The sequence below is a fragment of the Pseudomonas syringae genome, assembly GCF_021606685.1.
Lineage (GTDB): Bacteria > Pseudomonadota > Gammaproteobacteria > Pseudomonadales > Pseudomonadaceae > Aquipseudomonas > Aquipseudomonas syringae_R.
Window position 1 is genome coordinate 13,188 of the sequence record NZ_WKCB01000055.1, and the last position, 24,714, is coordinate 37,901.

The 24,714-nt window shown below is 61.9% G+C and carries 25 protein-coding genes and 1 pseudogene; 15 read left to right on the forward strand and 11 right to left on the reverse strand.

The annotated features are described in order from the left end of the window. Nucleotides 1-25: 25 nt before the first annotated feature. Together GIW02_RS19505 and GIW02_RS19510 are read left to right on the forward strand one after the other, a co-directional pair. Nucleotides 26-331 (forward strand): PepSY domain-containing protein, encoded by a 306-nt coding sequence (locus GIW02_RS19505; protein WP_236413075.1) that lies wholly within the window; start codon nucleotides 26-28, stop codon nucleotides 329-331. Nucleotides 332-513: 182 nt separating this feature from the next. After that, nucleotides 514-1,686: a GAF domain-containing sensor histidine kinase gene (locus GIW02_RS19510; protein WP_236413077.1), complete on the forward strand. Its 1,173-nt coding sequence runs from the start codon at nucleotides 514-516 to the stop codon at nucleotides 1,684-1,686. Here the strand turns inward: GIW02_RS19510 and GIW02_RS19515 are convergent, their stop codons facing one another. Further along, entirely contained in the window at nucleotides 1,687-3,315 is a 1,629-nt protein-coding gene (locus GIW02_RS19515) for a methyl-accepting chemotaxis protein (protein ID WP_236413079.1), read from the reverse strand. It lies immediately after the preceding gene. A 262-nt stretch (nucleotides 3,316-3,577) separates the two neighbouring features. Between GIW02_RS19515 and GIW02_RS19520 the strand changes: the two genes are divergently transcribed. Beyond that, entirely contained in the window at nucleotides 3,578-4,600 is a 1,023-nt protein-coding gene (locus tag GIW02_RS19520; protein ID WP_236413081.1) for a transporter, read from the forward strand. A 145-nt stretch (nucleotides 4,601-4,745) separates the two neighbouring features. Beyond that, on the forward strand, nucleotides 4,746-6,362 hold the full coding sequence (locus GIW02_RS19525) for an inorganic phosphate transporter (RefSeq protein ID WP_236413083.1): 1,617 nt from the start codon (nucleotides 4,746-4,748) through the stop codon (nucleotides 6,360-6,362). A gap of 123 nt (nucleotides 6,363-6,485) precedes the next feature. Here GIW02_RS19525 and GIW02_RS19530 read toward each other — a convergent pair whose 3' ends face one another. From GIW02_RS19530 to GIW02_RS19540, 3 genes are read right to left on the reverse strand one after another with little or no spacing between them, the layout of a single operon-like run. Continuing rightward, entirely contained in the window at nucleotides 6,486-7,460 is a 975-nt protein-coding gene (locus GIW02_RS19530) for a 5-oxoprolinase subunit C family protein (RefSeq protein ID WP_236413085.1), read from the reverse strand. Next, complete coding sequence (locus GIW02_RS19535; protein ID WP_236413087.1) at nucleotides 7,457-8,335, reverse strand: 5-oxoprolinase subunit B family protein; 879 nt, start codon at nucleotides 8,333-8,335, stop codon at nucleotides 7,457-7,459. Before GIW02_RS19535 ends, GIW02_RS19530 begins: the two co-directional genes overlap by 4 nt. Before the next feature lie 58 nt (nucleotides 8,336-8,393). Continuing rightward, nucleotides 8,394-9,152 (reverse strand): 5-oxoprolinase subunit PxpA, encoded by a 759-nt coding sequence (locus GIW02_RS19540; protein ID WP_236413089.1) that lies wholly within the window; start codon nucleotides 9,150-9,152, stop codon nucleotides 8,394-8,396. 104 nt (nucleotides 9,153-9,256) lie between these two features. Between GIW02_RS19540 and GIW02_RS19545 the strand changes: the two genes are divergently transcribed. Then, complete coding sequence (locus GIW02_RS19545; protein ID WP_236413090.1) at nucleotides 9,257-10,174, forward strand: LysR family transcriptional regulator; 918 nt, start codon at nucleotides 9,257-9,259, stop codon at nucleotides 10,172-10,174. On the opposite strand, the gene GIW02_RS19550 is transcribed toward GIW02_RS19545, so the two are convergent. Then, nucleotides 10,171-11,067 (reverse strand): LysR family transcriptional regulator, encoded by an 897-nt coding sequence (locus tag GIW02_RS19550; protein ID WP_236413092.1) that lies wholly within the window; start codon nucleotides 11,065-11,067, stop codon nucleotides 10,171-10,173. The two genes, GIW02_RS19545 and GIW02_RS19550, sit on opposite strands and share 4 nt — an antisense overlap. Nucleotides 11,068-11,175: 108 nt before the next feature. Between GIW02_RS19550 and GIW02_RS19555 the strand changes: the two genes are divergently transcribed. Beyond that, nucleotides 11,176-11,934, forward strand: coding sequence for an SDR family oxidoreductase (locus GIW02_RS19555; protein ID WP_236413094.1), 759 nt, complete (start codon nucleotides 11,176-11,178; stop codon nucleotides 11,932-11,934). Here GIW02_RS19555 and GIW02_RS19560 read toward each other — a convergent pair. Then, nucleotides 11,833-12,345 (reverse strand): multidrug/biocide efflux PACE transporter, encoded by a 513-nt coding sequence (locus GIW02_RS19560; RefSeq protein WP_101272639.1) that lies wholly within the window; start codon nucleotides 12,343-12,345, stop codon nucleotides 11,833-11,835. The two genes, GIW02_RS19555 and GIW02_RS19560, sit on opposite strands and share 102 nt — an antisense overlap. 88 nt (nucleotides 12,346-12,433) lie before the next feature. On the opposite strand from GIW02_RS19560, the gene GIW02_RS19565 reads away from it, so the two are divergent. Continuing rightward, nucleotides 12,434-13,288, forward strand: a complete 855-nt coding sequence (locus GIW02_RS19565) for a LysR family transcriptional regulator (RefSeq protein WP_236413096.1) — start codon at nucleotides 12,434-12,436, stop codon at nucleotides 13,286-13,288. 255 nt (nucleotides 13,289-13,543) lie between these two features. Here GIW02_RS19565 and GIW02_RS19575 read toward each other — a convergent pair whose 3' ends face one another. Then, nucleotides 13,544-14,023: an SRPBCC family protein gene (locus GIW02_RS19575; RefSeq protein WP_236413098.1), complete on the reverse strand. Its 480-nt coding sequence runs from the start codon at nucleotides 14,021-14,023 to the stop codon at nucleotides 13,544-13,546. A gap of 33 nt (nucleotides 14,024-14,056) precedes the next feature. Further along, nucleotides 14,057-14,176: pseudogene (locus tag GIW02_RS19580) on the reverse strand (YciI family protein); the annotation flags it as partial. A 298-nt stretch (nucleotides 14,177-14,474) separates the two neighbouring features. On the opposite strand from GIW02_RS19580, the gene GIW02_RS19585 reads away from it, so the two are divergent. Continuing rightward, complete coding sequence (locus GIW02_RS19585) at nucleotides 14,475-15,002, forward strand: GNAT family N-acetyltransferase (protein ID WP_236413101.1); 528 nt, start codon at nucleotides 14,475-14,477, stop codon at nucleotides 15,000-15,002. Between the two features lie 113 nt (nucleotides 15,003-15,115). Here GIW02_RS19585 and GIW02_RS19590 read toward each other — a convergent pair whose 3' ends face one another. Then, the gene (locus tag GIW02_RS19590; RefSeq protein WP_236413103.1) at nucleotides 15,116-15,598 is read right to left on the reverse strand and encodes a GyrI-like domain-containing protein; all 483 of its coding nucleotides are present in this window, start codon (nucleotides 15,596-15,598) and stop codon (nucleotides 15,116-15,118) included. Between the two features lie 196 nt (nucleotides 15,599-15,794). Between GIW02_RS19590 and alaC the strand changes: the two genes are divergently transcribed. Beyond that, nucleotides 15,795-17,012, forward strand: coding sequence for an alanine transaminase (gene alaC / locus GIW02_RS19595; RefSeq protein WP_236413105.1), 1,218 nt, complete (start codon nucleotides 15,795-15,797; stop codon nucleotides 17,010-17,012). A gap of 139 nt (nucleotides 17,013-17,151) precedes the next feature. On the opposite strand, the gene GIW02_RS19600 is transcribed toward alaC, so the two are convergent. After that, the gene (locus tag GIW02_RS19600) at nucleotides 17,152-18,504 is read right to left on the reverse strand and encodes a GntP family permease (protein WP_116628585.1); all 1,353 of its coding nucleotides are present in this window, start codon (nucleotides 18,502-18,504) and stop codon (nucleotides 17,152-17,154) included. 85 nt (nucleotides 18,505-18,589) lie between these two features. Continuing rightward, nucleotides 18,590-19,123 carry a gluconokinase gene (locus GIW02_RS19605; protein ID WP_034108975.1) on the reverse strand — a complete coding sequence of 178 codons (534 nt, stop codon included), beginning with the start codon at nucleotides 19,121-19,123 and terminating at the stop codon, nucleotides 18,590-18,592. Nucleotides 19,124-19,336: 213 nt separating this feature from the next. Here GIW02_RS19605 and gntR point away from each other — a divergent pair, with 213 nt between their 5' ends. The 6 genes from gntR to GIW02_RS19635 all read left to right on the forward strand — a co-directional run bounded on the left by gntR (nucleotide 19,337) and on the right by GIW02_RS19635 (nucleotide 24,462). Next, a complete protein-coding gene (gene gntR / locus GIW02_RS19610; RefSeq protein ID WP_236413138.1) occupies nucleotides 19,337-20,368 on the forward strand; it encodes an HTH-type transcriptional regulator GntR in 1,032 nt (343 codons plus the stop codon). A gap of 168 nt (nucleotides 20,369-20,536) precedes the next feature. After that, nucleotides 20,537-20,776, forward strand: coding sequence for a DUF6124 family protein (locus tag GIW02_RS19615; protein ID WP_236413107.1), 240 nt, complete (start codon nucleotides 20,537-20,539; stop codon nucleotides 20,774-20,776). 125 nt (nucleotides 20,777-20,901) lie between these two features. Continuing rightward, nucleotides 20,902-21,534: a glutathione S-transferase family protein gene (locus GIW02_RS19620; RefSeq protein WP_236413109.1), complete on the forward strand. Its 633-nt coding sequence runs from the start codon at nucleotides 20,902-20,904 to the stop codon at nucleotides 21,532-21,534. 15 nt (nucleotides 21,535-21,549) lie between these two features. Next, entirely contained in the window at nucleotides 21,550-22,287 is a 738-nt protein-coding gene (locus GIW02_RS19625; RefSeq protein ID WP_236413111.1) for an NAD-dependent epimerase/dehydratase family protein, read from the forward strand. Nucleotides 22,288-22,425: 138 nt separating this feature from the next. Continuing rightward, a complete protein-coding gene (locus tag GIW02_RS19630) occupies nucleotides 22,426-23,841 on the forward strand; it encodes an MFS transporter (RefSeq protein WP_236413121.1) in 1,416 nt (471 codons plus the stop codon). A gap of 132 nt (nucleotides 23,842-23,973) precedes the next feature. Next, nucleotides 23,974-24,462, forward strand: coding sequence for a hypothetical protein (locus GIW02_RS19635; protein WP_236413123.1), 489 nt, complete (start codon nucleotides 23,974-23,976; stop codon nucleotides 24,460-24,462). Nucleotides 24,463-24,714: the final 252 nt, after the last annotated feature.

The window sequence follows — 24,714 nt, forward strand, 5'->3', positions numbered from 1 at the left end:
AGCTCACCCAAGAAGGAAAGACAGCATGAAAACCTTGACCGCACTGTTCGCCGCCACTGCCCTGACCGTGACCGCCGGCCTGGCCCAGGCTGATGTTCGCCCCGACCATATCGAAGGCCTGCTCAAGTCCGGCGCGGTGATGCCTTTTGACAAACTCAACGCTGCCGCTGTGGCCAAGCATGCCGGTGCCAACATCACCGACACCGAGCTGGACCACAAAAACGGCGTGCTGGTCTACGAAGTTGACCTGACCGACACCGCCGGCAAGAAGTTTGAAGTGAAGCTCGACGCCAAGACCGGCGCTGTGTTGGAAGACAAGCAAGACACGTGAATTGCCCCTCAAAAAACCGCGCCACCTCAGGGTGGCGCGGTTTTTTTGTGCGTGTGCGTTAGCCAGTCGTAGGAAAACCCTCAATTTAATGAATGAAATTACACCTGCAATACTCAAGGTCGTTAATATCCCTGCACTGGCCGGGGCATAACGCTCAGCACCTTCCGGATCGAGACTGCTGCATGGGGCAAAAAGCCGCCGACATCGCCACCATTGGCCGAATCAGTGCCGTACCCGCGATGCTCCAAGTCATCAGCGACATGACCGGCCTGCGCTTTGCTGCCGTGGCACGGGTGACCGATGACACCTGGACCGCCTGCGCGGTGCTCGACCACTTGGGTTTCGGCCTTGGCGTGGGCGGCGAGCTGGACCTGACTACCACCATCTGCCACGAAATTCGGGGCTCCCACGTGTCGGTGGTGATCGACAAAGCCAGCGAAGACCCGGTCTATCACGACCATCACACGCCGCGTATGTACCAGTTTGAAAGCTACATTTCGGTGCCGGTGTTCCGTACCGACGGGCGCTTCTTCGGCACCATCTGCGCCCTCGACCCCACCCCTGCAAGCCTGCGCAGCAGCACGATCCAGTCGACCATGGAGTCGTTCGCGCGCGTGCTGTCATTGCAGATCGAAGCCGAAGAAGCTGCAGAGCAGACCCACGCGCAACTGCAGGAAGAACGCGGCACTGCCGAACTGCGCGAGCAATTCATCGCCGTGCTGGGCCATGACCTGCGCAACCCGCTGTTCGCGATCAACGTCGGCGCCGAACGTTTGCTGCGCAAACACCCGGACCCGGCCACCGACACGCTGCTGCGGCATATCCTTGCCAGCGGCCGGCGCGCCGCGCAGTTGGTCGAAGACGTGCTGGACTTCGCCCGCGGGCGCATGGGCAGCGGAATTCCGTTGAACATCGGCGAGTGCCAGGGCTTGCAGGATGCCTTGCAGCACGTGGTGTCGGAGGTACAAAGCGTGCATCCGCAGCGGCTCATCCAGGCCGAGATCGGCGACCTGCGAGGCGTGAACGGCGACCGCGAACGCCTGGCGCAATTGCTCTCCAACCTGGTGGCCAATGCCATCCACCATGGCGCCCATGATGGCCCGGTGGAGGTCACGGCAAAGATCGAACAAGGCCACTTCACATTGACCGTGAAGAACCCCGGCACAATCGACGAACTGGCACTGCCGCGCCTGTTCCAGCCCTACGCGCGCCCGGCCAAAAACACCCCACAAGCCGGGCTGGGCCTGGGTTTGTATATCGTCAAGCAGATTGCCGACGCCCACGGCGGTGAACTAAGCGTGTCCACCACCGCCGAGCACGGCACCCTCTTCACGTTCAGCCTGCCCACCGCCTGATCAGGCGCCCAATCGCGCCGTCACCTCATTCAACTCACCTGACAACCCACGCAGGTTGTGGCTCGCCGCTTGGGTGCGCTGCACATTGTCGAGGTTGGCCGTGGCCACGGTGGTGATCTGCGTGATGTTGCGCGAGATGTCCTCGGCCACCGACGTCTGCTCTTCGGCCGCCGTGGCGATCTGGCGGTTCATGTCGCGGATCGCTTCCACCGCCTGAGTGATGTGCGCGAGCATCGCACCGGCCTGGGTGACTTTTTCCACACTGTCATCGCTGCACGACTGGCCGCTGACAATCGCCTCGGCTGCATCCACCGCGCCGGTTTGCACCGCCTGGATAATCTGGTTGATCTCGATGATCGACGCCGCCGTGCGTTGCGCCAGGCTGCGCACTTCATCGGCCACCACTGCAAACCCCCTCCCGGCCTCGCCTGCGCGTGCGGCTTCAATGGCGGCGTTGAGCGCCAGCAGGTTGGTTTGCTCGGCGATCCCGCGAATCACTTCGAGCACTTTGCCAATACGTACGCTGTCGGTTTCCAGGCGTCGGATGATGGTGCCGGTGTTGAGGATTTCACTGCGCATCTGGCCGATGGTGGCGATGGTGACGTTCATCACCTCAGCGCCTTCGCGGGCCGAATGATCAGCTTCGTCGGCAGCACGCGAGGCTCCGGCGGCGTGGCGGGCGACCTCCTGGGCGGTCGCGGACATTTCGGTCATCGCCGTGGCCACCTGGTCGGTGCGGCTGAATTGCTCATGGGTACCGGTGGCCATCTGCCCGGCAATCGCGTTCAACTCGCCGCTGGCACTCACCAGGTCAGTGGCGCTGCGTTGCAAGCGGCTGAAGGTTTCGGCGAGGAAGTCGCGCAGTGTATTGGCGGCGGCCGCCAGGTGCCCCAGTTCATCCTGGCGACGACTGGCCACGCGCTCGGCAAAACGGCCATGGCTCAGGTGTGTGACGTAGTCGATCAGGCCACGAATCGGCAGGATCAGATTGCGGTTGATCAACCACAGGCTGAACAAGCCAATCAACACACCGGACAACAGCATGACCGCCAAGCCCACCATCACGGTGCGCTCGGCATAGGCGCTGATGGCCAAGGACTGCTGGCTGCCTTGTTCGCGCAGGTCGGTGACCAGGGCGCTCATCTGCTCACTGGCGGCACGGTCCACGCCTTTCACGGCAGCGTCCCCGACGGCAGGGTCGCCGCCCGCCGCCACGTAGGCATCACGGCCGCGCTGGTAGGCCACGCCCAGTTGCTGGTGTTCCTGACGCAGGGTTTCGATGCGTCGATTCAAGGCCGGTTCGCTGCTGGTGTGGGTGACCAGGCGTGTGAGGATGCTTTGTACATCGCGTTGCCGGTCCTGGAACTGGCTCCAGTATTTCTCCATGTCCTGGGGCTGTTTGCCGCGCAACAAGACGTTTTTCCATTCCTGCACCTGCACCTTGAATTGCAGGTTGGCCTCGTCGATCAGTTGGGAGGTGAGCAACGGCCCGTCAATCAAGCTGCGATAACTCTGCACCCCGCTGGAGAGGAAGTTGAAACACGCCAGGGCGATCAACAGCATCGCCAGCAGACTGCCACCGAGCAGCGCCAGGATTTGTGCTCTCAGGGAGGTTCGCAATACATTCATCGGGAAACGTCTCAATACAGAAAATTCGTGCAGGCACGCGGTAACTTCCTTGTCCTCAAAGGCACCGCCCATCCCCAGCGGTTCTCAATGCCCTGAATCGGCCGTGCTAGAGGCTTCTTGAAGCAATTCTGATAGACGGTCAATAAAATGTCACTTCTTCGAAATAAATAGAAAAGTGTCACAAAACTGTCAACTATCCTTGCAATGATTCGCCTACGCGAACCTGTGAAACGTCCTACAGGCGCTTTCTCTGCGAGCCTTCATGAACCACAACATCGACCACAGCCATCAAGATTCCGATCTGTTTGGCCTGCTGTACGGTTTTCGTTTTCGTGCGGGTGAAAAAGGCCAGCAGATCGATTCGGCTACGGCGCTGCAGGCCTTGAGCCAACCGGCCGACCCGCAAGAGTTCCTCTGGTTGCACCTGAACCTGGCCCACGCCGCGTGCGAGCGCTGGATGCAGACGCACCTGGACCTGCCCGAAGAGTTCTTCGAAGCCCTGCACGAAGGCTCGCGGTCCACGCGTATCGAACATGTCGACTCGGCCTTGCTGGCGGTGGTCAACGACGTGGTGTTCAACTTCAGCAGCATGGTCTCGTCGGATATTTCCACGCTGTGGGTGTGCGCCCGCAGCCGGCTGTTGATCAGCGCGCGCCTGCAACCTTTGCACTCGGTGGACAAGCTGCGCTCGTCGGTAAAGGCCGGTGAACGCTTTCGCTCGCCGTTGGAGCTGCTGGTGCACTTGCTGCGCGACCAGGGTGAAGTGCTGACGCAGATCGTGCGCAAGACCAGCATCAGCGTCGACCATATCGAAGACCAGTTGCTCTCCTCGCGCGTGTCCACCAACCGCGCGGAGCTGGGGGCGGCACGTCGGGTGCTGGTGCGCCTGCAACGTCTGCTTGCGCTGGAACCGGGCTCGCTGCTGCGCCTGCTCAACCGCCCACCGCAATGGCTGCAAAAGGAAGACGTGAAGGAGTTGCGCAAATCCACCGAAGAGTTCGCGCTGATCATCAACGACCTGACGGCCCTGGGTGAGCGCATAAAACTGTTGCAGGAAGAGATCGCCGCCAACCTCAACGAGCAAAGCAACCGCACGCTGTTCACCCTCACCGTGGTGACGGTACTGGCGTTGCCGATCAATATCATTGCTGGCTTTTTTGGCATGAACGTGGGGGGCGTGCCGCTTTCCCAAGATCCGGAAGGCTTCTGGATTCTGGTGGCATTGGTGGCGACGTTTACCTTGATTGCCGGGCGCTGGGCCTTCAGAAAGCGCAAAGATTACTAGCCTGAAATGCCCTCGCACATTGGATTTATGCCGTCTGTTAGACCAGCGGCAAACCCGATTCCCATAAACACTGACCTGTGGCAGCCTCTCTGTAACATTCTGCAATGATCATGGGCGACATCCTCCTCACACTGGATGCTCCGGCATGGCTACCCCTTCCCTGACTGCCTCCACCCACGCGTCACCTGCTGGCGCAAAACCCAATCTGGACAAAAAGCCCGGCCTGGTGACGGTGATCATTTTCTTCGCCGTGCTCGCCATGGGGCTGCTGTTCACCGCCTACAGCCTGATGCACGACATGCACGAACTCGGCACGGTGGTGACCACCTGGACGCCATTCCTGCTGCTGGGTGTGGCGCTGTTGATCGCCCTCGGCTTCGAGTTCGTCAATGGTTTTCACGACACCGCCAACGCGGTCGCGACGGTGATCTACACCAACTCGCTGCCGCCGCATTTTGCCGTGGTGTGGTCGGGCTTTTTCAACTTCCTTGGGGTGTTGCTGTCCAGCGGCGCCGTGGCGTTCGGCATCATTGCCTTGCTGCCGGTGGAGTTGATTTTGCAGGTGGGTTCGTCGGCCGGTTTCGCGATGATCTTCGCCCTGCTGATCGCTGCGATCCTGTGGAACCTGGGCACGTGGTGGCTGGGGTTGCCGGCGTCGTCCTCGCACACCCTGATCGGCTCGATCATTGGCGTGGGCGTGGCGAATGCCTTGATGCACGGGCGTGACGGCACCAGCGGTGTGGACTGGAGCCAAGCGATCAAGATCGGCTATGCGCTGCTGCTGTCTCCCCTGATCGGCTTCGCCTTTGCCGCGTTGCTGTTGCTGGCCCTGCGCGCCTTTGTCAAAAACCGCGCGCTGTACAAGGCCCCCAAGGGCGACACGCCGCCGCCGTGGTGGATTCGCGGCATGTTGATCGCCACCTGCACCGGTGTGTCGTTCGCCCACGGCTCCAACGATGGCCAGAAAGGCATGGGCCTGATCATGCTGATCCTGGTGGGCACCCTGCCGATGGCCTACGCGCTGAACCGCACCATGCCCGCGGAGCAGTCGTTGCAGTTCGCCGCCGTGGCGGAAGTGACCCAAGTGGCCCTGGTGAAAAGCGCACCACAGGTGTTGCCGGGCGACCCACGCCCGATCCTCTCGACCTACGTGCGCACCAAGGAAGCCACCCCGGAACTGGTGCCGGCCCTCGCCGCCCTGGCCGGGCACATCGGTGACGAAGTGAAAGGCTACGGCTCCCTGGCCAAAGTGCCGGCCGAGGCCGTCGGCAACGTGCGTAACGACATGTACCTGACCAGCGAAACCATTCGCCTGATGGACAAGGGCAAGGTCGGCAACTTCGACGCCGATACCCAAGGCAAGCTGAAGCTGTTCAAGGACCAGATCGACAACGCCACGCGCTTTATCCCGCTGTGGGTCAAGATCGCCGTGGCCATCGCCCTGGGCTTGGGCACCATGGTCGGCTGGAAGCGCATCGTGGTGACCGTGGGCGAGAAAATCGGCAAGACCCACCTGACGTACGCCCAGGGCGCTGCGGCCGAAACCGTGGCGATGCTGACCATCGGCGCGGCGGACATGTACGGTTTGCCGGTGTCGACCACCCACGTGCTGTCCTCGGGCGTGGCCGGGACCATGGTCGCGAACGGTGGTGGCTTGCAGATGAAGACCATCCGCAATTTGCTCATGGCCTGGGTGTTGACGTTGCCGGCGGCCATCCTCCTGTCGGGCAGTTTGTACTGGCTGTTCACCCAACTGTTCTGACTGAACAAGGGACTCAATGTGGGAGGGGGCTTGCCCCCGATTGCAGTGGGTCAGCTAAAGATAAGCTGACTGACCCACCGCTATCGGGAGCAAGCCCCCTCCCACATTTTGACCTGTTGTGTGTCAGTGATTGAAGAGTCCGGCCATCGCCTTCAGGCGCTTCTTGTAGACCCGCCGCGCCTCCAGCGCCTCCTCCAGACTGACCGCCACAAACCCCGCCCGCTGGTTCGGCTGCATCTGCCCGATCAGGTCCAGGTCGGCGCTGATTACCGTGCCGATCATCGCGTAGCCACCGCCCGAGACGGCATCGCGGTGCAGCACAATCGGCTCCAACCCGGCCGGTACCTGGATCGAGCCGATGGGGTAGCAGCTGTCGACGATATTCGACGGATCCGAGCCCGCGCCGAACGGTTGCTCGCGTGGCTGGAAGCTCAGCGCGCTGCCGCCTTTGAAGCGATAGCCGATGCGGTCCGCCTCGGAGCCGACGGTCCATGGCTCAGCAAAAAAGCTGCCTTTGGCAGCGTCAGTCAATCGCTCGTAATACAGCCCTGGCACCACGCGCAAGGTAACATCGCCGCCAACAGATCGGCGCAACGCCATGGGCAGGCTATTACCCGCACGGCCCTGCCCGCTGGCCGCGCCGATGGGCAACTCATCGCCCTCCTGCAAGCGCCGGCCCTGGAAGCCACCGAGCGCACCCAGGGTGTAGGTGGAGCGGCTGCCGAGCACCAACGGCACATCGATGCCACCGGCGACCGCGAGGTAGGTGCGCGCACCCGCCTTGGGAAATTCAAAGCGCAATACCTGCCCGGCGCGCACATTGAACGCGGTGTCCTGATGCACCACTTCACCGTCCAGGCGCGGCGACATCAACGCGCCGCTTAACGCCACCAACGCGTCCTGCCGGAACTCCAGCTCAGGCCCGATCAACGTGCACTCCAGGCCCGCCGCGCCTACCGGATTGCCCACCAGACGGTTAGCGGCGCTCAACGCGTACTGGTCCAGCGCGCCGGAGGGCGGAATGCCCAGGTGGTAATAGCCTTCGCGGCCCAGGTCCTGCACGGAGGTGGCGAGGCCGGGTTTGAGCACCTTGATCATGCCAGCGCCTCCTGCAGGGTTTTCGGATAGCCAACGGGGTCGGCGAGAAACGCATCGAGGGAAAATTCCACCGGCCGGATGCGCAGGTCGAAACGCCCTGCGTCAACGTCGGCAACGGCCTGGTCGTAGGCGTCGCGCGCAATGGGTTTGAACTGCACGATATCGCCGGGCCGGAAGAACACCATATGCTCCTTGAGGTACGCCAACTGCTGCGCCGGGTCGTAGATCGGCGCCGGGGTCACGCCGAACATCTGGTAACCGCCTGCGCCGCGCACCGAGTAGATGCAGCCAAAACAACCGCCATGGCCCAGCGTGAGCTTGGGCGTGTCGGTACGCGGGCGCAGGTACTTGGGCACCTGCAATTGCCGCGCACGCTCAACCATCTGGAACATGAACGGCAGGCCCGCGACGAACCCGACCATCGACACAAACCACGGCGCGCCACTGTGGGCGGCGATAAACGCGTCCACGTCGGCCAGGCCGTTGATGCGCGCGGCGTACTCCAGGTCGGTGCCGCTGGGGTCTTGATGGCGATCACGAAAACGCATCAGGGTTTCGTGGGTCCAGGGGTCGTTGTAGAGCACCGGGATTTCGATGATGCGCGTGTGCAAGGTGCGTTCGGCCACGGCCTGGGCTTCGGCGCTTTGTACCGCGTCGAGCAGCACGTGAGGCGCGATGCGGTCGGGGTCGAAGCGAATCTGGAATGACGCATTGGCCAGGCACACGTCCAGCACGCCTTCCAGGGCCAGGCGTTCAACGGCACGGGTCACCGCCATGCCTTTGAAAAAAGCCTCCAGGGACATGCTGTCGCTGACCTCGGCGAACAGGTGTTCATCACCGCCGAAGCTGTAGCGGATGGGGGACGTTTCAGCCATGTCTGTTCCTCTTGGAATCGTTATAGAAAGGCAGGCAAAAAGTGATGTTCAGTGCGTCTTATTGTGGGGGTCTGACGTCGATACCGGCCCGGTCCAGGGCTGCACGGGTGGCTTCCACCAGGTCCAGGGCGCCGGGGGTGTCGCTGTGCAGGCAGATGGAATCGAATTCGATGAACAGGTCTTCGCCTTCCACGGTGCGCACCCGCCCGGTCTGACACGCGCGTAGGACGCGGGCCGCAACGGTGGCAGGATCCAGTGCGCGTACGTTGCGGGTAAACACGATGGAGCCGGACAGATCGTACTCACGGTCGGCGTAAAACTCCCGCACCACCGGTTGCCCCAGCGCCGTGGCCACCCGCCAGATCACCGAGTTGGGCATGCAGTACAACAGCAGTGTCGGTTCGATCAGCTGCAGGTTCTGCACCAGCAGCCGTGCGGCCTCTTCGTCGCGGGCCAGGTGCATGTAGAGCGCACCGTGGGGCTTGATATGTTGCAGGGTCACCCCCTGGGCGCGGGCGATTTCACGCAGGGCGCCGAGCTGGTAGAGCATGTCGTCCACCAGTTCCTGGGCGGACGCGTTGATATGCCGACGGCCGAAGCCCACCAGGTCACGAAAGCCCGGGTGCGCGCCGATGGCCACGCCCAATTGCTTGGCACGCTCCACCGTGCGGCGCATGGTGCCGGGGTCACCGGCATGGAAGCCGGTGGCGATATTGGCCGAGCTGATGTAGCCCATCAGTTCCGCGTCGACGCCATCGCCGATGGTCCAGGGGCCGAAGCTTTCGCCCATGTCCGAGTTGAAATCCACTGTCTGCATCGGGGTCGCTCCGCCAGAGATGATGCTGGAAAAGTAGGCCGCCGCTTGACCCCTTGGGAAGATCTATTATCAGATGGCCCATCTTCTGAAAAACAGATAACGCCATGTCTCTGACCTTGCGCCAAGTTCGCTACTTTGTCGCCACCGCTGAAATCGGCCAGATTTCCCAGGCGGCGATCCACCTGAATATCTCTCAGTCGGCGGTGACCACGGCCATCAAGGAGCTGGAGGCCATGCTCGGCGTGCAGCTGTTTGTGCGCTCGTCCCAGGGCATGAACCTGACCGACGCCGGGCGGCACTTTCTCAACCGCGCCTATGTGATTGTGCGCAGTGTCGACGATGCGCTGAACAGCCCGCTGCCCGACTACCGCGCCAGCGGCGTGCTGCGCCTGGCGGCCAGCTACACGGTGCTGGGTTATTTCCTGCCGCACCACTTGCAGCGCATGGAGCATTGGCACCCGGACGTCACCATCAAGGTGTTCGAACAGGAGCGCCAGGCCATCGAACAGGGCTTGCTCGACGGCCAGTTCGATATGGCGGTGGTGCTGACCGCCAACCTTACGCACGCGGATATCGTCTCCGAAATCCTCTTCAACTCCGAGCGCCGCCTGTGGCTGCCCAGCCATCACCCGTTGTGCGAGCGCGGCGCCGTGAGCCTGGCGGACGTGGCGCAAGAGCCCTACATCCTGCTCACCGTCGACGAGGCCGAACACAGTGCCATGCGCTATTGGGAACAGGCCGGGCAAACGCCCCAGGTGCGGCTGCGCACCAGTTCGGTGGAGGCGGTGCGCAGCATGGTCGCCAATGGCAGCGGCGTGGCGATTTTGTCCGACCTGGTGCACCGCCCCTGGTCACTGGAAGGCAAGCGCATCGAGACCCTGACCGTGACCGACCCTGTGACGCCGATGAGCGTCGGCCTGGCCTGGCACCGCGAGCGCGCGTTCACCCCGGCGATGCAGGCGGTGCGCGATTACTTCCATGACGCGTTCCTGGCGCCGCAGCAGTTGTCCGCGCGCCGCTAGAGCTGGGCCTGCAGGGTCGCGGCCAGCCACTCCATGAACACCCGCACCCGCTGCGGCAGATGCCGCTGCCCGGCGTAGAGCAGGGACACGTCCAGCGCAGGCGCCGGGTAGTCGGGCAGGACCGCCACCAGCTCACCACTGTCGAGCAGGTCGCGAATGCCCAGGACGGGCACCTGGGTAATCCCGAACCCGCCCAAACAGGCCGATTTATAAGCATCGGTGCTATTGACCGTGACCCGCCCGGCCATCGGCACGCGGTGCACCTTGTTGCCGTGCTGGTATTCGAAGCCCGCCGAGCGTGAACCCAGTGGCCGCACGTAATGCACCAACTGATGGTTAGCCAGATCGGCCAACGTCTCGGGCCGGCCATGGCGTTCGACGTATCCGGCGCTCACGCAGTTGATCATTTGCAGGCTGCACAGCAACCGCGCCACCACCGACTGGTCGGGCTGCGCGCCAACCCGCAGCACGCAGTCGAACCCTTCGGCCAGCAGGTCGACCTGGCGATCGGTGGTGCTGATTTCCAGCTCGATCAATGGGTGCGCCTGCATGAATTCGGGCAGGCGCGGCAGGATCAGATCGCGCGCCATGACGTTAGGCATGTCCACCCGAATGCGCCCGCTCAGTTGCGCCTCATCCTGGCGAAACAAGCCTTCCAGCTCCTCCATGTGCGCGAGCAAATCCTTGCTGCGTTCATACAACACGCGCCCGTCCTGGGTCGCCTGCACCTTGCGCGTGGTGCGCTGCAACAGGCGCGCGCCCAGCAACGCTTCCAGCGCCTGCACATGCTCCGACACCGTCGAGCGCGGCAGGCCCAGGCTCTCGCCGGCCTGGGTGAAACTCGACAGTTCGGTGACGCGCACGAAGGTGCGCAGCAGCTCCAGCTTGTTCATGGGATTGTTCGCCTTATCCGGCCAGTGATTTCGCTTTCACTGTGTTTATCACGTTATGAGCGGACAAATACACTTAGTCCCACGATCACATCTGAAGAGGACTGCACCATGCCCCGTAAAATCGCACTCATCACCGGCGCCAGCCGCGGCCTTGGTAAAAGCGCCGCGCTGCACCTGGCGGCACAAGGCGTCGATATCATCGGCACTTACCACAGCGCAGCGGGTGAAGCCCAAGCGGTGGTGGAGCAGGTCGAAGCCCTGGGTGGCCGCGCCGCCATGCTGCAACTGGATGTGAGCCAGAGCGCGACATTCAATGACTTTGTGAGCCAGGTTGGCAGCGTGCTCAAGGAAGTTTTCGCACAGGACCACTTCAACTTTCTGATCAATAACGCTGGCATTGGCGTGCACGCCAGCTTCGAAGAAACCACCGAAGCACAGTTCGACCAACTGGTGGCGATCCAATTCAAGGGTCCATTCTTCCTGACGCAGAAGCTGTTGCCGCTGATCGGCGACGGCGGTCGCATCGTCAATATTTCCAGCGGCCTGGCGCGCTTCAGCCTGCCCGGCTACGCCGCCTATGCAGCGATGAAAGGCGCGATGGAAGTGTTGACCCGCTACCAGGCCAAAGAGCTGGGTGGGCGCGGCATCACCGTCAACATCCTCGCCCCCGGCGCGATTGAAACTGACTTCGGCGGCGGCGCCGTGCGCGACAATGCCAACCTCAACAGCATGGTCGCCAACAACACCGCCCTGGGCCGGGCCGGCTTACCGGATGATATCGGCGGGGCTATTTCGACATTGCTGGCCGACGGCAGCAACTGGATCACCGGGCAACGCATCGAGGCCTCGGGCGGCATGTTTCTGTAGGAATTTGTCGCGCAGCACGTCATACCCCCAGTGATACACGTAGGTGTACGGCAGGAAAAACAGCAGTACACCGATATCGAGGATAAACGCCTGCACCAGGCTGATATTCAGCCACGCAGCAATCAACGGCACGGCGACAATAATCAGCCCGCCCTCGAACATCAGCGCATGCAGCACCCGCGTCCAAGCGTTGTTGGCCAATTGCAGGCGCGCCTTGAGGCGGTCGAACAGGCCGTTGAAAATCACGTTCCAGGTCAGCGCCATCAGGCTCAGCGCGAGGGTCACCATGCCCATTTCCAGGGCCGGTTTGTCCATGATCCACGCCAGCAACGGGGTACAGATCAGTAACGCCAGCGCCTCGAAACCAATGGCCTGGCAAACGCGTTCAGTAATCGACTTGGTGGGGTTCATGAACCGGCTCCGTGAGTGACGATGGTTGCCATCATTACCCTATGGATCGATACTTCATAACTAATAACCATCGACCAAGGCGATAGTCATGGCTTCTCACGAAGTGCTCCAGGCATTTGTCCAGGCGGCTACCCAAGGCTCGTTTTCAGCGGCCGCGCGCAAGTTGGGCAAAAGCCAATCCACGGTCAGCGCCGCCGTTGCGAGCCTGGAGATTGATCTCGATGTGGTGCTGTTTGACCGCAGCAGCCGCAAGCCGACACTCACTCCAGCAGGCCATGTGTTGCTGCAACGCGCCGAGCAGGTGCTGGAGGCCAGCAGCCGCCTGGAGCTGGCGGCGAGCCAGTTGGCGCAAGGGTTGGAGCCAAAAGTCACGATTGCCATGTCCGATACCTACCAGTCGGAGCGTTTCGAACTCGCCCTCAAAGCTTTTGAGCAGCGCTACCCGGACCTGGAGCTGGAGTGGTTGATCGCCGAGTGCGAAGACCTGATAGCCCTGGTGCAAAGCGGTCGCGCGCATATGGCGTTTATCGAAGCCCAAGACATCTACCCGCCCGACCTGAGCCGTGCGCCCGTGGAGGAACGTACGGAAATCGCGCTGTTCGTCGCCCCCGGGCATCCGTTGGCGCACCTGCAGCACATCGACACGCAAACCTTGCAGCAACACCGCGAACTGCGCTTGGCGACCATCATCAACCCGAATGAAACACGGCCCATGGGCCGTGTGTGGTCGGCGCCGAGCTTTTTGATGCTGATGGAAATGGCCCAGCTCGGTTTCGGCTGGGCCGAACTGCCGCGCTGGCTGGTGGAACGCTTTGGCAACGCCGGGCTGGTTGAACTCAGCGTGCGCAGTTGGCCACGCTCGGTGGCGGTGGATGTACTGTGGTCGCGACAGCACCCACCAGGTCCGGCGGGAAGCTGGATGCTGCGCCAGATGCTCGAATAACTGCCCCCACCAACCTATGTGGCGAGCGGGCTTGCCCGCGTTGGAGTGCGCAGCGCTCCCAAGATTTTTCAGGGCCGCTGCGCAGCGCTCCCAGGCTTTTTGGGGCCGCTGCGCGGCCCGACGCGAGCAAGCTCGCTCGCCACGGGGCGGGTTCGTGCGGGGCTTCTTGGGCCTGGTCGAAATCGCCCGGCAGGCGAATCAGTGTCGCGAGAACGCGCCGCGATTCGCTGCGGTAAATGGCCTCGATGCCGGGTGTCAATCGGGCATGCCCTCGGTCACCAGCGTCACCAGGCGGTCCAGGCTCTGGCCCCAGCCATCGTGAAAGCCCATGGCTTCGTGGGCCTGTTTATCCTCTGCACGCCAGTGCATGGCGCGGGCGGTGTAGAGGGTTTTGTTGCCATCGACTTCCTGCAGGGTCACTTCGGCGGTCATGAACGGCTTGCCTGAGGGGATCCAGCCTGGCGAAAAGGCATCGGTAAACACCAACCGCCGTGGCGCGACGATTTCCAGGAACACGCCCTGGGTCGGGTATTCGCTGCCATCCGGCGCCCGCATCAGGGTGCGAAACAGGCCACCGACCCACAGGTTCATTTCGCACTCGGGGGTGGTCATGCCGTGCGGGCCCCACCATTGTTGCAGCAGGGCTGGCTCGGTCCAGGCACGAAACACCCGGCTGCGCGGCGCGTCGATCAGGCGGCTGATGGACAGTTCAAATTCGGCAGGTTGCGTAGACATGGGTAAACCTCCTGATTTTTATGCGTGTTGTCTTCAGAGATTCAATTCGCGCACTGGGCGCACTTCCACATTGCCGACCGTGGCAGCTGGAATGCCGGCGGCCATCTGGATCGCTTGGTTCAAGTCGCGGGCCTCGATCAGGTAGAACCCGGCGTGGTGTGCAGCACCTGTTCATTGCTGTTGATCAGGCACAGGTATTTCTGATGTTCTCCGTTTTCGGACTACTGACTATAGTTCGCGGCGGTCAAGGTTTCAGGTCGAACAGATGGCAGGGCGTTGATAGCATTGCTCATGGCAATACTCCTTGAGAAGACTCGAAGGTGAAAACTCACAAAGGACACCCTTGGTCGAATGGCCCGCACGCCCATCGACACGCCGCTGAAAAATAATTTCGCTAGGGGCAAACCCGCTAGAATCCGCGCTTCTTTGTAGGAATTCGGATGCGCCACCGATGGAAACCCGCCTCGTCCCTTATGAGACGCTGAGCCTAGTGCAGAAACAGCATCTCGACGCCCTGCAGGTGCATCCCGAACAACTGGCGTATTCCGGTGATATCTACTGTGCGCTGAACAGCCTGCTGGTCAATCCCAAGCCTGGGGCTGTCAAAGGGTTCGCCCTGCTCGCCGACGATTTGCCCGTGGCCTTCCTGCTGCTTAAACGCCCACCGTGCCTGCCCCATTGGGCGGATGAACACAGCGCGACACTGCATGCCTTGCAGGTGGATCGCCAGCAGCAAGGGCGCGGGTTTGGCAAGGCGTGTTTGCAGGCACTGCCGGCGGCGGCGCTGCACGCCTGGCCGCAGATCAAGGCGCTGGAGCTGTCGGTGGACGCGGACAATGTGGCGGCGATGGGGCTCTATCTGTCGGCTGGGTGGGTGGACAGCGGGGAAGCGTATAAGGGGCGGATTGGGTATGAGCGCAGGTTGCGGCTCGACGTGGGCGAGCGGGCTTGCCCGCGTTGGCGCGCGAAGCGGGCCTGATCGGGGGGGGCTGCTGCGCAGCCCAACGCGGGCAAGCCCGCTCGCCACACAAACCCGCTCGCCACCACAAGCCGGCTGGCCACGCGGGCGCGTTTGCCACACAGGACGTGGCGCTAGCCCTTCTCGCCCACTGGCAACCAGATCTCCACCGACCCCGTGCCCTTGCGCGCATCAAAATCTGCACTGTAACGCTCGAAATCCGCGCCCAGCACCTTGTAGCCCGAGTGCGGCAACCACTCGAACAGGATGCGCTCATAGGTCTGCTCCAGCGCCTGCACCGGCCCGTAGTGCGGGAACACGGCGTAGTTGAGCGGCGCAATTTCGATGAACTCGAAGTTGCTCGGCACATCGCCCTTGGACGGGACTTCAACACCGGCCAGGTAGTCGAACTCGCCGTGATTGGGGTTATGGCAAACCCCATAGGTCACGCCGCTGACACGCTTCTTGATGTCCTTGATGCAGGTGTCGAACAACTCCCACAGTTTGGGAATATCTCCGACAGTGGCCTTGGAATAACGCCCTTTTACGCCGGCGATTACCAGCGCCTTGCCTGCTTCCATGCGCGGCTCTAACGGTTGTTTTGTCTGCTGATCCATATGAACAGTCTCCTTCTTATGAGGGAACAAACCCGCATCGAGTATAGGGGCATATCGGCGCTGGACTCCATGCAGAAAATTTTCCCGCGCATCTGGACAACTGGCCATCATCGACCGTATTGTCTGCCCCGCAGGCCACCGCAGTGGCCGACGTCGCTCGGACGGTTCCGGGCGCTTACGTACTCTCGAGGCAACAATGGCAGACCAAGGTTCGCCGCGCCGCTTTGCGCGCATAGATCGACTCCCCCCCTACGTTTTCAATATCACTGCCGAGCTGAAGATGGCTGCGCGTCGGCGCGGCGAAGACATCATCGACTTGAGCATGGGTAACCCCGACGGCGCCACTCCACCGCATATCGTGGAAAAAATGGTCACCGTCGCCCAGCGTGAAGACACCCACGGCTACTCAACATCCAAAGGTATTCCGCGCCTGCGCCGGGCGATTTCGCGCTGGTACAAGGACCGCTACGAGGTCGACATCGACCCCGAGTCGGAAGCCATCGTTACCATCGGTTCCAAGGAAGGCCTGGCGCACTTGATGCTGGCTACCCTGGACCAGGGCGACACGGTGCTGGTGCCGAACCCCAGCTACCCGATTCACATCTACGGTGCCGTGATTGCCGGCGCCCAGGTGCGATCGGTGCCGCTGGTGCCGGGCGTGGACTTCTTCGATGAGCTGGAACGCGCGATTCGTGGCTCGATCCCCAAGCCCAAGATGATGATCCTGGGCTTTCCGTCCAACCCCACCGCGCAGTGCGTGGAGCTGGATTTCTTCGAACGGGTGATCGCCCTGGCCAAGCAGTACGACGTGCTGGTGGTGCATGACCTGGCCTACGCCGACATCGTCTATGACGGCTGGAAAGCCCCATCGATCATGCAAGTGCCCGGCGCCAAGGACATTGCGGTGGAGTTTTTCACCCTGTCCAAGAGCTACAACATGGCCGGCTGGCGCATTGGTTTCATGGTCGGCAACCCGGAGCTGGTCAACGCCCTGGCGCGCATCAAGAGCTACCACGACTACGGCACGTTCACCCCGCTGCAAGTGGCGGCGATTGCCGCGCTGGAAGGCGACCAACAGTGCGTGAAAGACATCGCCGAGCAGTACCGCCAGCGCCGCAATGTGCTGGTCAAGGGCCTGCATGAGCTGGGCTGGATGGTCGAGAACCCCAAGGCGTCGATGTACGTCTGGGCGAAGATCCCCGAGCAGTACGCCGCCATGGGCTCGCTGGAATTTGCCAAGAAATTGCTGCTGGAGGCCAAGGTGTGTGTGTCGCCGGGTATCGGCTTTGGCGAGTATGGGGATGATCATGTGCGCTTTGCGCTGATCGAGAACCAGGACCGGATTCGCCAGGCGGTGCGCGGGATTCGCGGGATGTTCCGGGCGGATGGGTTAGTACCCAAAACCGGGGCATAACTCGGTCAAAATGTGGGAGGGGGCTTGCCCCCGATAGCAGAGTGTCAGTCACTGCATCTGGTGACTGATCCACTGCCATCGGGGGCAAGCCCCCTCCCACATTTGATTGGGTTCCCACATTTGTTTTGCGGTGAACCTGTTACACCACCAACGACAGCAACATGATGAAGATCAACGCCACCACCGACAGGATGGTCTCCATCGCCGTCCAGGTCTTGAACGTCTCCGCCACGGTCATATTGAAGTACTGCTTCACCAGCCAGAACCCCGCATCGTTGACGTGAGACAGGATCAACGAACCCGCCCCCGTCGCCAGCACCAGCAGTTCACGGTTGACCCCGGGGATCATCCCCACCACCGGCACCACAATGCCCGCGCCGGTAATGGTGGCCACCGTGGCCGAACCGGTAGCAACACGAATCACCGCCGCCACCAGCCACGCCAGCAAAATCGGGTTGATCTGCGCGGTCACCGCCATATGGCCGATCACGTCGCCCACGCCGCTGGTCACCAGCATCTGCTTGAAGCCACCACCGGCACCGATGATCAGGATAATCGCGGCAGTCGGCGCAAGGCTGGCGTCGAGCAGCTTGAGGATCTGCTTGGAGTGGATGCCCTGGCGAGTACCAAAGGTGTACAGCGACAGCAGCAGCGCCAGCAACAGCGCGGTGATCGGGTGACCGATCATGTCCATCCAGTTGCGCACCACGTTGCCTTCGGCAAACGCGATGTCGGCAAAGGTTTTCAGCAGCATCAGGAACACCGGCAGCAGCACGGTGATCAGGGTGACGCTGAAGCTCGGCAGGTTCTTGTTCTCCGGCTCGCGGGCCAGTTGATCGACCAGTTCCTGGGACGGATTGCCCGGGATGTACTTGGCGATAAACGTACCGAAGATCGGGCCGGCAATGATGGCAGTCGGCAGCGCGACGATCAGGCCATACAGGATGGTCTTGCCGATGTCCGCGCCAAACACGCCGATGGCCAACAGCGGACCCGGGTGCGGTGGTACCAGGCCGTGCACCGCCGACAGGCCGGCAAGCAGCGGGATGCCGATCTTGATCAGCGACACACCGGTACGCCGCGCGACGATGAACACCAGCGGGATCAACAGCACAAAGCCGATCTCGAAGAACAACGGGATGCCCACCAGAAACGCGGCGAACATCATGGCCCACTGGACTTTTTCCTTGCCGAAGGCGCGGATCAGGGTCTGGGCGATCTGATCGGCACCGCCGGATTCAGCCATCATCTTGCCGAGCATCGTGCCCAGCGCGAGGATGATGCCGACAAAGCCGAGCACACCGCCGAAACCGTCCTGGAACGCCTTGATGATCTTGTCCACGGGCATGCCCGAGGTCAGGCCGAGGAAGCCGGCCGCGATGATCAGTGCAACGAACGGGTGCACCTTGAACTTGGTGATCAGAACGATCAACCCGATGATAGTGACTACTGCGTCTAGCAGCAGGTAGGACTCGTGGGACATGCCAAACATGGGGGGTCTCTCCTGTTTGTTGTTGTTATTAAAGCGGGTGTTGAATTTCCTGCCGGGGGATAGCGCTACCTTTTCCGGCAAAAAATTATTTGGATGGTTCAAAACCGTGTTGCAGCCACCAGGCGTTGGTCTGCTCGGCCAGCTCCTCGACGCTGTCTTCGCTGGCATTGAGGGCCAGAGTCAGCGGTTCGCCCTTGGGCGATTCGAGGGTGGCGAACTGGCTGTCGATCAGGCTGGCCGGCATGAAATGGCCGGGGCGATGGGACACGCGGTCGGCGGCCACGGCACGGGTCAGCTCCAAAAACACAAACCCCAGGCCCGGCGCGGCTTCGCGCAGGTGGTCGCGGTATTTCTTTTTCAGGGCTGAGCAGGTGAGCACCGGGTGTTCACCGGCCTTGAGCGAGCGGCGCAACTCATCGCACAGGATGTCGAGCCAGCCGGCGCGGTCGTCGTCGTTGAGGGGGTGGCCGGCGCTCATCTTTTCGATGTTGGCGGCAGGGTGAAAGCTATCGCCTTCGATGGCGGTGGCACCGTTCAGGCGGCACAGGGCCTCGCTGACGCTGGACTTGCCACAGCCGGAAACACCCATGATGACCAGGGCGGTAACAGGTTGACTCATGGAACACCTCAGGACGCAGATAGCGCTACCTTTGCACGCTGTAAGGCTAGTGCAAAAACAGGCTTTTCCCGCGCCGTCTTGTCTTTTTTTATGGAGTGACGCGTGCATCCGCTCCAAGCATTCGAACCGGATCAGGCAACCCTAAGTTCAATAATTTGCAGCCTTTTGGAGACAGCGCTACCTTAGTGCCTCGATTTTTGTTTGGCAAGCCGCCTGATGACCTCCAAGAACGATAAAAAATTACGCACCACGGGTCGCCCGACCCTTAATGAAGTCGCCCGCCTGGCTGGCGTCAGCCCGATTACCGCGTCCCGCGCCCTGCGTGGCATCAGCACCGTCGCCACCGAGCTGGTGGAAAAAGTGCAACAGGCCGCCGCCGAACTCAACTACGTGGTCAACCCCGCCGCCCGCGCCCTGGCCTCGGCCCAGAGCCATTCGGTGGTGGTGCTGGTGCCGTCGCTGTCTAACCTGCTGTTTATCGAAACCCTCGAAGCCATCCATCAGGTACTGCGCCCCAAGGGCTTTGAAGTGCTGATCGGCAACTTCCACTATTCGCGTGATGAAGAAGAAAACCTGCTGCGCAACTACATGGCCTACCAGCCACGGGGTTTGCTGCTGACCGGCTTCGACCGCACCGAAAGCGCCCGACGGATGGTCGAGGCCAGCAATGTGCCCTGCGTCTACATGATGGACCTGGACCCCAACGCCGGCGTGAACTGTGTGGGTTTCTCGCAACTGGCGGCGGGTGAAACGGCGGCGGCGCATCTGCTGTCGCGTGGGCGCAAGCGCCTGGCCTATATCGGCGCGCAGCTGGACCAACGCACGCTGCTGCGCGGTGAAGGTTTCCGCCGGGCCCTGCAACAGGCCGGGATGTACGACCCGGCGCTGGAACTGCTGACCCCGCGCCCCTCCTCCGTGGGCCTGGGTGGCGAGCTGTTTCTGCAACTGCTCGCAGCGCATCCGGACGTGGACGCGATCTTCCTGGGCAACGATGACCTGGCCCAGGGCGCACTGCTGGAAGCCCTGCGCCACGGCATTAAAGTGCCGGAGCGCGTCGCAGTGCTGGGCTTCAATGACTTGCCGGCTTCGTCCTTCATGGTGCCGCGCCTGAGCAGCATCAGTACACCGCGCGAAGCCATTGGTCGGCGTGCGGCGGAGCATCTGTTGACGATCATGGCAGGCAACAAGGTCGCCAATCCGGTGGTGGACATGGGCTTTGAGCTACAGGTGCGCGAGAGTACGTAGGAAACCACCTACATTGCGGTAAACGCTTTGCTCCGTTGCCTACGTTTGCGTCGGAAGGGGCTGGCTTGTGCGCCCGGTCAGTGCTCTCTAAGGTTCACCGGTCGCTGAATGTCTCGGTGATCGGGTTTCAGCAGCCCACCCTTGGACTTCTTGAACCGGAGTGCCGCAATGCTCAAAGACGTTGATATGCCACCAACCACCCTCTTCACCATCATCCCCGATGTCTGCGCCGAAACCCTGCTGATCAACAGCTACGAAACCGTGTGTTCCGTGAGCACCTTGTTGCTCGACCTGTCCGATGGCCTTACCGGCAAACACCGTGATGTGGCCTTGGCCATTCATCAGTTGAGTGAGCTGAGCGTGTTGCTGGTAGGTAAAGCCATGGACCAACACGCCCCGCGCTGTTAAGGCCCTACTCAGTCAAAATGGGAGGGGCGGTGCCCCTCCCACATTTTGACTGCGCCCACTTAACCCCCTCGCTGTCGTGCCTGGCCCCTGCTAGATTGGCTGCTCTCACCTGCCAGGGATGCACCATGGGACACTCACTGAAAATCTTGGGCCGCACGTCCTCCATCAACGTGCGCAAAGTGCTTTGGACCTGCCAGGAATTGGGCATCGACTATGTGCGCGAAGACTGGGGCATCGGCTTCAAGCCCACCCAGTCGGCCGAATTTCTCGCCTTGAACCCCAACGCCCAGATACCGGTGTTGATCGACGACCACGGCGTGCTGTGGGAGTCCAACACCATCTGCCGCTACCTGATCGGCCTCTACCAACGCTACGACCTGCTGCCCGCCGAGCCTGCGCCGCGTGCGCGCGTCGAACAATGGGTCGACTGGCAAGCCGTTGAACTCAACCGGGCCTGGGGCGATGCCTTCACTGCGCTGGTGCGTAACAATCCGGATGGCCTGGACCCTGCGCAGATTGCCGCCGCCGTACAACGCTGGAACGACGCGATGGGCATCCTTGAACAGCAACTGGCGCAGACGGGAGCCTACGTCGCCGGCGACGAATTCACCCTCGCCGATATCCTCATCGGCCTCTCGGTGCACCGCTGGCAGATGACGCCCATGCAGCGCCCGCCCTACCCCGCGATTGCGGCGTACTATCAACGCCTCAGTCAGCACGCCGGGTTCAAGACCTTCGCCCTCGATGGCCATAACTGATAACAAGGACGACACGTGAAAGGACTCAACATATTGCTCACCGGTGCCTGCGGTCGAATCGGCAAGACGTTTTTCGACGCCTCGAAAGACCGCTACCGCTTCACCCTCACCGACCGCGTTGCAGCGGATTTCGACCTGGGCGAGCACCGTTTCGTACCCGCCGACCTGAGTGATAAAGCCAGCCTGGCCGCCCTGCTCGAAGGCATCGACGTGGTCGTGCACCTGTCGGGCATCCCCCACGCCAGCGCCTCATTCGACGAGTTGCTGCCCAACAACATCCTCGCCACCACCTACCTGTTCGAGGCCGCCGTGGCGGCGGGCGTGCAGCGTCTGGTGTTCGCCAGCAGCGCGCAAACCATCGAAGGCTATCCGGTGGACCGCCAGATCACCCCCGGCATGCAGGTGATGCCCGCCAACCTGTATGGCGTCAGCAAATGCTATGGCGAAGCCCTGTGCAGCTACTACGCGGCAAAAACCCCACTGTCGACCATTGCCCTGCGCATCGGCGCCTTCGAATTCCCCGGGACCCACGACCTCAACAACGCCCGCGACCTCAGCGCCTGGCTCAGCCCACGTGATGCCGTACACCTGTTGCAACGCGCGGTGGAGGCCGAAGGCGTGAAGCACCTGATCGCCCATGGCATTTCCAATAACCGTTTCAAGCGCCTGGACTTGAGCGAAACCACGCGGGTACTGGGCTATCAACCGGTCGACGACGCGTTCCAGACCTTCGACATTCCCATCACCTACTGAGGGGACGCCATAAAACCCTGAAACATAACGCCGGCGCGCAATAAATCAGCGAATCGGCGTACCAACGGGGGCAACTTCACACGCGCAGATTTCCGTTAGCACGCTAAGATTCCAGGTCACAGCCCCTGGAATCTGCCCATGTCCACACTCACCGCCTCTGCCACGGACGGCATCGACCCGATCCGTGCCGCCCACATCAGCGCGCGCATCGACCGCCTGCCCGCCGTCGCCACTGTCTGGCGCCTGGTGGCGCTGCTCTCGATCGGCGGTTTTTTCGAGCTGTATGACCTGTTCCAGACCGCCTACATCAGCCCTGGTCTGATCAGCGACGGGATCTTCCACACCGGCAAGGAAGGCGTGTTCGGCTTCTCGGACCAGGCGGCGTTCGCCTCGGCCACCTTCCTCGGCCTGTTCCTCGGCGCCAGCCTGCTCAGCCCGATTGCCGACCGTTTCGGGCGCCGGGCGATCTTCACCTTTGCGCTTATCTGGTACACCGTGGCCACGGTGCTGATGGGTATCCAGACCTCTGCGCTGGGTATTATCTGCATGCGCTTTTTGGTGGGCATCGGCCTGGGTATCGAACTGGTGACCATCGACGCCTACCTGTCAGAACTGGTGCCCAAGCGCATGCGCAGTTCGGCGTTCGCCTTTGCGTTTTTTATCCAGTTCCTGTCGGTGCCGGCGGTGGCCTTGATGTCATGGTGGCTGGTACCGCAGGCACCGTTCGGCATTTCCGGCTGGCGCTGGGTGGTGTTGAGCAGTGCGGTGTTTGCGTTGTTTATCTGGCAATTGCGCAAGCGCCTGCCGGAATCACCGCGCTGGCTCGCACAAAAAGGCCGCTTTGACGAAGCCGGGCAGATCATGGACAGCCTCGAAGCACGCTGCCAGAAGGACCATGGCAAACCGCTGGATGAGCCCGAGCCGCAAGCCGTCAGCGTGCAAGGCAGCGGGCGCTTTGCCGATATCTGGCAACCGCCGTACCGTCGCCGAGCGTTGATGCTGATTGTGTTCCATGTGTTCCAGGCCATCGGCTTCTTTGGCTTCGGCAACTGGCTGCCGGCGCTGCTGTCGGGCCAGGGCGTGAGCGTGACGCACAGCCTGCTCTACGCGTTCATCATCACCCTCGCCTACCCGCTGGGGCCGTTGCTGTTTGTGAAAGTGGCCAATCGCTTTGAAAACAAGTGGCAGATCGTCGGCTCGGCCATGGGCGCGGTGATCTTCGGCAGCCTCTTCGCCCTGCAGACCACGGCGGTGGGGCTGGTGATCTGCGGGGTGATGATCACCTTCTGCAACGCCTGGCTGAGTTTCAGTTATCACTCGTACCAGAGCGAGCTGTTCCCGACCAATATCCGCGCGCGGGCGGTGGGGTTCTGTTATTCGTTCAGCCGCTTGTCCACGGTGTTCAGCAGCCTGTTGATCGGTTTTATCCTCGAACACCTGGGCACGCCGGGCGTGCTGGCGTTCATTGCCAGCAGCATGTTGATCGTGATGATCACCATCAGTTGGTTCGGCCCGCGCACACGTAACCTGGCCCTGGAAAACATCGCCCACTGACGGCAACGCTTGGCCGCCGGCGGGACAAAGTTTGCCGCGGCGGCTGCGCGCGCCCAACAAAACCGGGGGTTTGGTACCCGGCACGCTATTTGCTCCAGCTGTGCCACTGACCATTTCCCCAGGTGACCGATCATGCTGGTTAACAACAACACCCAAGCCGTCTCGACCGTTCAACAGCTCAAGCGCCCCGACATGGACCCGGCCAACGCCGCCGCCAGCGCGCTGTACAGCGGCGCCCTGCAAGCGGCGCAGCAGAGTGTGACCGTGCCGGCCGCGCAAAAGGAACTGGACAAGGCCGCCGACCGCATCGACGAAGCCTTCGCCAAGACCCGCGTGCAACTGCAGGCGTCGACCACCGACGTGCCGGCCACCAGCTCCACCGCTGACGCGCGTGCGGAGTTTACCGACTACATGAGCAAAAGCCCGGCCGAACGCATCCGTGAGCAATTGCTCAAGGAGCAGGGTTTGACCGAAGCGGATGTGCAGAACATGTCGCAGGAAAAACAGGACGCCATTTCCCAGCAGGTGGCAGATCGCGTGAAGCAGCAGCAGGAGCAGCAGGTAGCGGCGAAAGCCACTGACCCGGCGCACTCGGTAAAAGAAACCCTGGCGGCAATTTAAGCCACACCGGGGAGCAAAATGTGGGAGGGGGCTTGCTCCCGATGGCGGTGGGTCAGCTACAGGTTTATCAGCTGACACACCCTCATCGGGAGCAAGCCCCCTCCCACATTGGCTTTTCTTTCACTGTGAATTTTCGGTGTTGTGTAGATCGGTTATTGCAATTGCAGCGTCGAGTTGAACTGACTGATCGCATCCACCACATGCCGTGAGCCTTCCTGAATTTCCAGGATCACCTGCCCCGCCTCATTCGCC